Source organism: Pseudomonadota bacterium, from assembly GCA_018823135.1.
GTDB lineage: Bacteria > Desulfobacterota > Desulfobulbia > Desulfobulbales > CALZHT01 > JAHJJF01.
The window spans coordinates 1-7,870 of record JAHJJF010000079.1 but is presented as its reverse complement, the minus strand read 5'-3'; the positions used below and the strand labels follow the sequence as shown (position 1 = coordinate 7,870).

Here is a 7,870-nt window from a genome sequence, read left to right as displayed (position 1 = left end):
CGGTGATCCCCAGGGCGGCGCAAGCGTTGCCTGCAATCTCAAAAAACGGACTGCCAAAGGTCTTGTTCACGCCCTGCAAGACTTTATTGAACCGGTTGATGCCATTGAATACCTCGTAGCCGATTCCCTTGCAATTGCAGGTGTAGGCATCGAAAAACCCGAAGAAATAACCTTTTTCGAACAAAGCGCGGTTGACGGGTCACTAAAAAACCTCATAATCAACCTGGCCGCCGGATTCGATTACGCCCTTATAGATGCACCGGTTGGAGTAGGCGCAATTGTCAAAGCCCTTCTTGAGGCAAGCACCAGCTATATCCTGGCAATTAACTGTAAGGCCGGTACGGTCAAATCGCTTCCCAAGCTTATCAATCTTGCCGAATGGCTTAAAAAAAATGTCAATCCCAGCCTCACTCTGGATGGTGTCGCACTGACAATGTATGACAATACCAGCCCAACTGAGATCAGAATATTCAACCATTTCAAATCACGACTGCCTGATAATTTCTTCTTTAACACCATAATTCCATATGATGAGGCCTTTGAAGCGGCAAGCATGCGATCCATCCCGGTTGAATTATTTGAAGGCGGCAAAGAAATGGCCCGCTGTTTTTATGAACTTGCCCGGGAAATCGATTCTGCGGATCAGGAAGATGATAGCGATCAAATTGATATAAGCGACTTATTGATTGAACAGGGCCTTGAGGCGGCCGAGGATTTTGAAAATGACCGGATTCAAAATACTCTAAAAGATATGTGCGGCAAGGGGTCGTTTCACGGGGCGGTGGTTGCGGATGAAATGGGATTTCCTCTGGCGCATTATAATTGCCCCATTGATCCAGAGGCGCTTGCGGCTTTCACCTCGGTGCTGGGGGATTCCTTGAAAAAGGCTGGAAGCATTTTGGATCAAAGCCGTGCAAATAATATTTCTCTGGACCTTAATGACGCGGAGAAAATTTCCATGCGCCGGTTCGAAGCACTCAATAACACCTATTATCTCCTTGTTGTCAGCCCTCTGGAGGTGGATAACCCTGGAGAAATGGAAGTTGCCGTCACTGAAATTATTGATGGCCTTACGGACTGACTCTGCTGAAAACTTGCTTTTGAAGATTGTAACGCAGCAGGAAAAAAACCGGAAGCATGGCTGTCACCAAGAACGCTGATCACTGACATCCGCCGCCATTCAAAGGCTTGAACATTAAGAATTGTTACCGGGTCTGCCTTCATATAAATTAGGATTTGGATTAAGATTCCTGGCGGAATTCCACATCTCTCGACTGCTTAGACAACTCAATTATGCTGCTTTAACAAGAATCGCCAAACTGTGGGATAAACGAGACTGTCCTTTCAAACCAATTACCGAAAGATTATTCTCCCGAATTGCCTGGTCGACTTCGTACTTGACTGGTTCGTATTTCTTTTTCCATGTTGTCTGGATCATGGATTCAAGTCTTTATCCCCTTCCTGTTTGATTCGTATTTTTCGAAAATCACGGATCATTTTCCGGGAGACGAACCTGAAAATGAAAGGACTGAGCCGGTATATCAGCCAGATAAGCCAGGCATAAAAAGGAAACACAATAATCGGCTTATTACGCTCAACCCCTTTTAAGATGATTTTTGCGGCATCGCCCGGATCGATATATCTTATTCCTTTTGGCTGGATTATTTTTCCCCTTTCCACGCAAACCAGCTCGACGGTGTCGTGAATCTTAGTCTGCATGACGCCGGGACAGACAAGGTTGACTTTGACTCCCAGATCAGCACCTTCCACCCGCAGCGAATTGGTGAAACCGACAATGGCCCATTTGCTGGTACAGTATGGAATTTCCTTTGGGATTGGAATCAGGCCAGCCAGAGAACCGATATTGACGATCTGTCCAAATCCCTGCCCGACCATGTACTTGTAAGCGGATATCGTTCCGTAGATAACTCCCCAGAGATTAACATCAAGAACCCGCCGCCAGTGTTCCACATCAAGATCACGGATCTCGCCCTGAAGAGCCGTACCGGCATTATTGAAAACAAAATCGATCCTGTCGTATTTTCCAGCAATATCCCTGATGATCCTCTGAGCTTCTTCAAACAGAGTGACATCCCAATGGGCGGCAATAGCCTCCCCGCCTGCAAGGTTGATATCAAGAACTGTCTGCTGCGCTCCTTCCTGATCGATGTCGACACAGACGACCTTTGCACCCATTACGGCGAGTTCACGGCAGAGAGCCAAACCCAGACCGGATGCTCCGCCTGTGACGATCGCGACTTTTCCTGTATAATAATTCATGCAAATGTATCGTAGCGGATTGAGAACTGAACGAAAAGACAGAATATATTAGAAAGATAAATTTTGCTTACGCAAAAAAATCATGGAGAGAGGGAAATTATATTACCCATACTTATCCTCTTCATCATCCGTTCTCACATGTATACTGTTTTTCGCTTCTTCTTTTTACGAAAAAACTAAGTGCAAATACTGCCTTCTTTTATTGGAATGGGATTTTTAACCGCCGCAATGGATAGAAACAGAAGACTGAAAAGACGAGCAACACGACAATTCCCGACCGGCCCGGCAACTGGATCGCATAAACCACAGGGGTAAGCATACATCTGACCATCCAGCGCAGTGCCTCCTTGTCTTGCAGGTAGGCGGCAGCGGCAGGGGAAAGCCGATAATAAAAATTTACCAGTTCAAGACCCAGCCGATTGGTCTTCAGATACCTGTCCCGGAAATTACGCAGGGCAATGACCTCATCTTCCAGATAGCTGCCATAGGCGGCTGTGGCGATGAAACAGCGGGTGTCATCATCAGCAGGGTTGGCGCCGGATTCGGATGTGAGAATTCGCACCGTGTGACTTCCTGACGGCAGGAAAAAATAATAATGCCCATAAAATGAGGCAATGGTCGGGGTATATGGGCTGCCGTCCAGATAAACGATGAAGGCATCAGCTTCATCGATGCTGAAGGCCTCAACCGTGATCACCGCTTTATGGCGGGGAGAGTCGTAAGTGAACGCCAGCCCGCCGGTTTCCACTTCAGCGGTTGTCAAAGCAGCGTTTACGCCGATAATTTTGATGCCGTCATAATATTGATCGATCTGCAGTTCAATACTGTATGTGCCGGGCGGAACAAGAATTCTGTGATCAACGGCGCTCCAGCCCGGCCAGTTCTGGCCGTTGACCAGAACTTTATTATAAAGAACCGGTGGGACAAAATATGCTGTGCGTTGCGCGGTTACGGTATACGAAGCTTCGTTGATTTTGGAAATCTGAGTGTCTGCCGCCAAGGCCCATTCAAGCCTCTCCAAGTCAGGAGACTCGATAGATTTCTCGCTGAAAAACGCCAGCCGGTTATTAGTAAAGTACATATTTTTGAGGGTAATGGGTACCTCTATCCCTGTCTGTTTCGCAGAGATAAAATTATCCATTGGCACAGATTCCGCCAGAGGATTATGGGCATGAATATCGAGATTGACATCAAAGAACAACCGTTCCGGCTGCCCTGAAATTTCAGCAAACGAGGATAAATAGGTTTCATTAAAGTAACCATAGCGCATGGGGTTCAAATTCCATAGCAGCCAGGGGTCTTCTACCTGGAGTGTAAAATCATGGATTGACATCATGGCGACGATGGCGGGCAGATCGACCCCGGTCTCAAAGGCATCCGCCAGATACGCCATAGCAGGAAGTTCCTGACAGAAATAATCGTAATGCAGGCTGTCAACCGCTGTGAGGACCAGCTCCTGCCCCTTTGCAGAGGTAAGGGATCCAGCGGCGCTGAGGAATGTATCGTGGAGACCGGTGACGAGATCGGTGCGGTAGTCAAGAAAACGTTGCCATTCCGTGGTATTGACCAGATAGTAGTTACTGGAGGCCGGATCAAAGAATTCAGCGGGATCGATGCCCTGCAGTGCCTGGTAATCAGTGCGCACATCCTGATTCATCGGGGTGAACGTCGCGACATTGTTCTGATAATCATAATAGAGTTCGGCAATATTGACGCCATCCCAATCATAAGCGTTGATGAGGTCATCTACAAATGCCAGGGTGAGTTGAAGGCACGCCGGATTCTGCAGATTGACTCCCAATCGCCAGAAATCGTAATTTTCACCGTTTAAGGCCGTCTGTTCGCGGCACGAGGGATTCTGCTCCCAGAATCGCTGACTCACATGGGGAAAGGCGAACCAGGCATAGACCATGATTCCCCTTTTATGGCAGGTTGCAATGAAGTTCTCATAATCAAATGTCCACTCAACCCCGGTATCGGTATTAACCCAGAAATGCCATGCCGCGGCATAAACGGTGGTAATGCCCTGCTCAGCCCAAACATTAATCAGGTCTTCAACGTAAATAACACTTAAATCATAATTGCCCGGATCAAAATAGGCGTCAAGGGGTGGAGGGCCTGCGATCATGAGCCTGATTTTTAAATAATCGATGAAATGATAGAGCAGATATGGATGTCCCTTGGTGCCGTAGTTACTGTAGTGATCATAATATTGGCTGCCGACATAAATCAGCCGCCCAGGGCCGATCTTCCTTCCTATGGTAATCGGTGCTCCTGTATCTTTATCGATTGTAAAAATGGTGTCGCCGGTTTCAGGGGTAAAAACCTCCAGGGTTTCCCCGGCACTCCATACAAAATCGTGCCCGGGATTCAGATAATCAGTGAATGACCCAACCTGAACAGTGGTGTTGTCATAGGTAATTCCCAGTTCTTCCGCCAGAGCGGTTCTGCCGGTGATCAAAAGGTTTCCCCCCTGATTGACAAATGCCACGACCTGGGCGATATCCGCTGAAGACAGGACGGTGGCCTGGTTCCATGGGATAACAAGAATATCCGGGGTAGTGCCGGAAGCCAGGGCTGAGATAATGTCGGGTTCGGTTGCCACTGAAAAATTGTAGACATCAAACATGGCGGCAAGACTTTTCTGATCATTTTCCGATTCAGAGTCCATCCAGGAGGAAGATCCTACAAGCACTATTTGGGGAGACTGCGTGGTTTTGTCCGTGGGAACGATTGATTGAACCACGATATTGACCTGCGAGGATACCACGGCGTCGCAGGAAACAGTCAGGGTATAATTGCCGGCGTCGCCATAATCCGGAAGCCAGGTGAAGAGGCCGGTTGTGGAATTATAGGAGGCTTTCGCAGGCATACCTTCAACCTGACTGTTTACACAATTCTCCACATAAAAATGCAGCAATGATTTTTCATCAATAGTAAAGGGGCTGTTGGCCTGGGTCAAACGGGCAGCGGCAGGAATTGGCTGGAGCAGAAAAAAGACAACCAGCAACAAAGGGAGCGTCAGAAAAAATAATTTTTTGTTGACTGGTTTCTGCTCGGTGGTTGAACAGGAAATGCGCAAACGCTGCTTCATGAAAGCAGTAACATCGGCAGGTAATACTCGTGAGATATAATAATTCAATCGGCTTCCGTTCTGCTCGGAGAATAATTAGCTTGTGAAGAAAATATCATACACCATCGGCACGTTAAGGCAAGCAAATTATCTCACGGAGTCGGCTATGACTAAAAATCGGTAAGCGACGATAAACACCTCCACACTGAAACGATAAGTAATGCAAAAAGTTGAGTCGTTATAAGACAAACGGCCGTTACTCAACAATTTTCAGATAATAACAGCACATATGATCGTCAAGGGTTCTGTCTACCACATCTTTGGATATACCCGACTCGTTGATCCATTTGTCGGCAAACCCTTTTTTACCGGAGCCGGCCTTGCATCCCAGCTGGTATATCTGAATTTTCCTGCCGCCAATGGTTATCTTTTCAGCAATGGCGCTGCGCATGGGCTGGTGTACCGAGCAAAAAGGGCTGACGCCTGCGCCTTCCCCCACCCGATACATATCAGTCACCCTGCTGGGCTTATTGAATTCTTCGGTAAAATCCGCATAGCCCTCAGGCAATTTCTCAAAGACTTTCATATAGTTTTTAATCGAAGGACCAAAGGGGCAAAATTTCAGGCCGAAAACATATTCCCCCTGATGGGTGGCCTTACCCTCTACGCGAGTAATGGGGTTGGTTTCATCTTCAACAGCATTGAGATAATCATCATACGACTGGTAATCGGTGGGCTGCATTTTATCCGCCGTACTCAAAGCGTTCCTGATAAGCGTGCCCTTGGCATTTGCCGAGCCGCTCAACGTTATCATTCCCTTAATCATATCAAGGAAACTGATATGCGCGATATCAAGGATATTTCCTTCCTTCATATATTCCCCCGGATTATTAAATTGCTGCGGTGAGTTCGATGTCTTTAGCATGTTTCTTGATTTTGAGTCGAATCATGCCGAGATTGGAACTCTTGTCGGCAACGATCACCAGAAACGCCTCTTTACCAATGGGAGAAAACATCACCGGACCATTTTCATACTCAACCATGGTCATTGATAACGCCCCCTTTTCAAGCTGGTTGCCCATGGCTTCAGAAGCGCCGAAACCGCTTGAGGCAATAGCACCGATCATTTCGGTATCAACTCCGGCAATGGCAATGCTGTCCAGCAGGAAACCGTCACGCCCAACCAGACAAGCAGTATTCACCCCTGGAATATTTGTAAACTCGGTCAGTATATTTTTAACTCCTTCCATTTCTTTCTCCTCTCTTTCATTTAATGGCAAATGTTCTGCTTGCTGGTTTCCCTCGACTTCACTGTTCGCCAAAGACCCCACATCCTCCCCACTTTCATGCTGTGCATCCGATATCTTAATTGATACCTCCGGAATCTCATCCATCTGGTCAATCTGCTGGATCTGGTCCACATATTCAGCTGCGGCTTCCTCATCAATACGCCTTGTTCCTTCAATCAACAGGGCTTCTACCGGTGAGCGTATGGTTACAGCCGGAGACTGGCTTACTTTTACACTCTCAAGAACGCCACCCTTGAAGCTCAGAATCTCATAAAACGCATCTTCGCCGGTAATATCGCCGCAAATGGCATGCACAACATTTCCTTCCTGAAAAAAAATGATCCCTTCTTTGTTGCGTGCCTTTACTCGAAGAGCGGTGGTTGTCCTGGAAAGCCGATTTATCTGAATGATATCCGTAAGCTCAACCCCGGCAACCGTGCCTCTGAACAGGCTGTCTTCCTTGAGGGCATGCCTCACAATCTTACGCATGTCATTTATGTCAAAGGGTTTTTCAAGAAAATAGAGACTGCCCTTTATTATCGCCTCGGTTTTACTCTCCGGCGTCGGGTAGGCGGTCATGACAACCACTCCGGTATCGGGATATTTGTTGCGTACCTCAATCAAAAGCTCAATGCCGCTGATCCCCGACATCCTGATATCCGTAACAATGAGATTTATGGGAACAGTCTGAAGTATTTCAAGAGCCTCTTCGCCGGAGGATGCTGTGAGGATTTCCACCTCAAGGGTTTCATTATTGAGATTCTTCTGAAGAGACCAGATCATGTCCTCTTCATCATCAACGATTAAAACACGTTTCAGGTGTTTTTTGTCTTCATCCTGAAAAATCTCGTTTACTGCATCTAAATGTTCCTTGATTGCTCCTGCAGAAAACCCACCTGTTGCATTATAATTTATTGAAAGCCTGGAGACGCCGCCTGCAGTATCAGTTTCCTTCTTGGCAAAAGCATCTTCTTTAATGACTGTATCATTGGCCTGCAGCATTTTTTCCCTGGAATTACCGGACATTCCGGTATCTGTTCGAGGCTGTTTTGTATAGCTCTCGGTGAGAACCTCGGAGTCTTCAATATCTTCCGGCGCAGGCCAGAATGACTTTAATACTGATTTCCAGTTTGAAGGATGTTCGATTTCTTGCGGCTTCACTCATCTACTCCGGTACGGTTAATTTGATATCAATAAATGGGCTCCGCTTAGGAGCCTGGGATATTAT

5 protein-coding genes are annotated in these 7,870 nt (G+C 47.1%); 1 reads left to right on the top strand and 4 read right to left on the bottom strand.

The genetic code is table 11. The features are described from left to right. Positions 1–1,081: ParA family protein (locus KKE17_08140; GenBank protein ID MBU1709956.1), on the top strand; the 1,081-nt coding region annotated here is incomplete at its 5' end. 353 nt (positions 1,082–1,434) lie between these two features. On the opposite strand, the gene KKE17_08135 is transcribed toward KKE17_08140, so the two are convergent. The 4 genes from KKE17_08135 to KKE17_08120 all read right to left on the bottom strand — a co-directional run bounded on the left by KKE17_08135 (position 1,435) and on the right by KKE17_08120 (position 7,803). Then, a complete protein-coding gene (locus tag KKE17_08135; protein MBU1709955.1) occupies positions 1,435–2,280 on the bottom strand; it encodes an SDR family oxidoreductase in 846 nt (281 codons plus the stop codon). Positions 2,281–2,479: 199 nt separating this feature from the next. After that, positions 2,480–5,422, bottom strand: a complete 2,943-nt coding sequence (locus tag KKE17_08130) for a hypothetical protein (protein MBU1709954.1) — start codon at positions 5,420–5,422, stop codon at positions 2,480–2,482. A 187-nt stretch (positions 5,423–5,609) separates the two neighbouring features. Further along, positions 5,610–6,227, bottom strand: a complete 618-nt coding sequence (locus KKE17_08125; GenBank protein ID MBU1709953.1) for a hypothetical protein — start codon at positions 6,225–6,227, stop codon at positions 5,610–5,612. A 16-nt stretch (positions 6,228–6,243) separates the two neighbouring features. Further along, a complete protein-coding gene (locus KKE17_08120) occupies positions 6,244–7,803 on the bottom strand; it encodes a response regulator (protein MBU1709952.1) in 1,560 nt (519 codons plus the stop codon). Positions 7,804–7,870 lie beyond the last annotated feature (67 nt).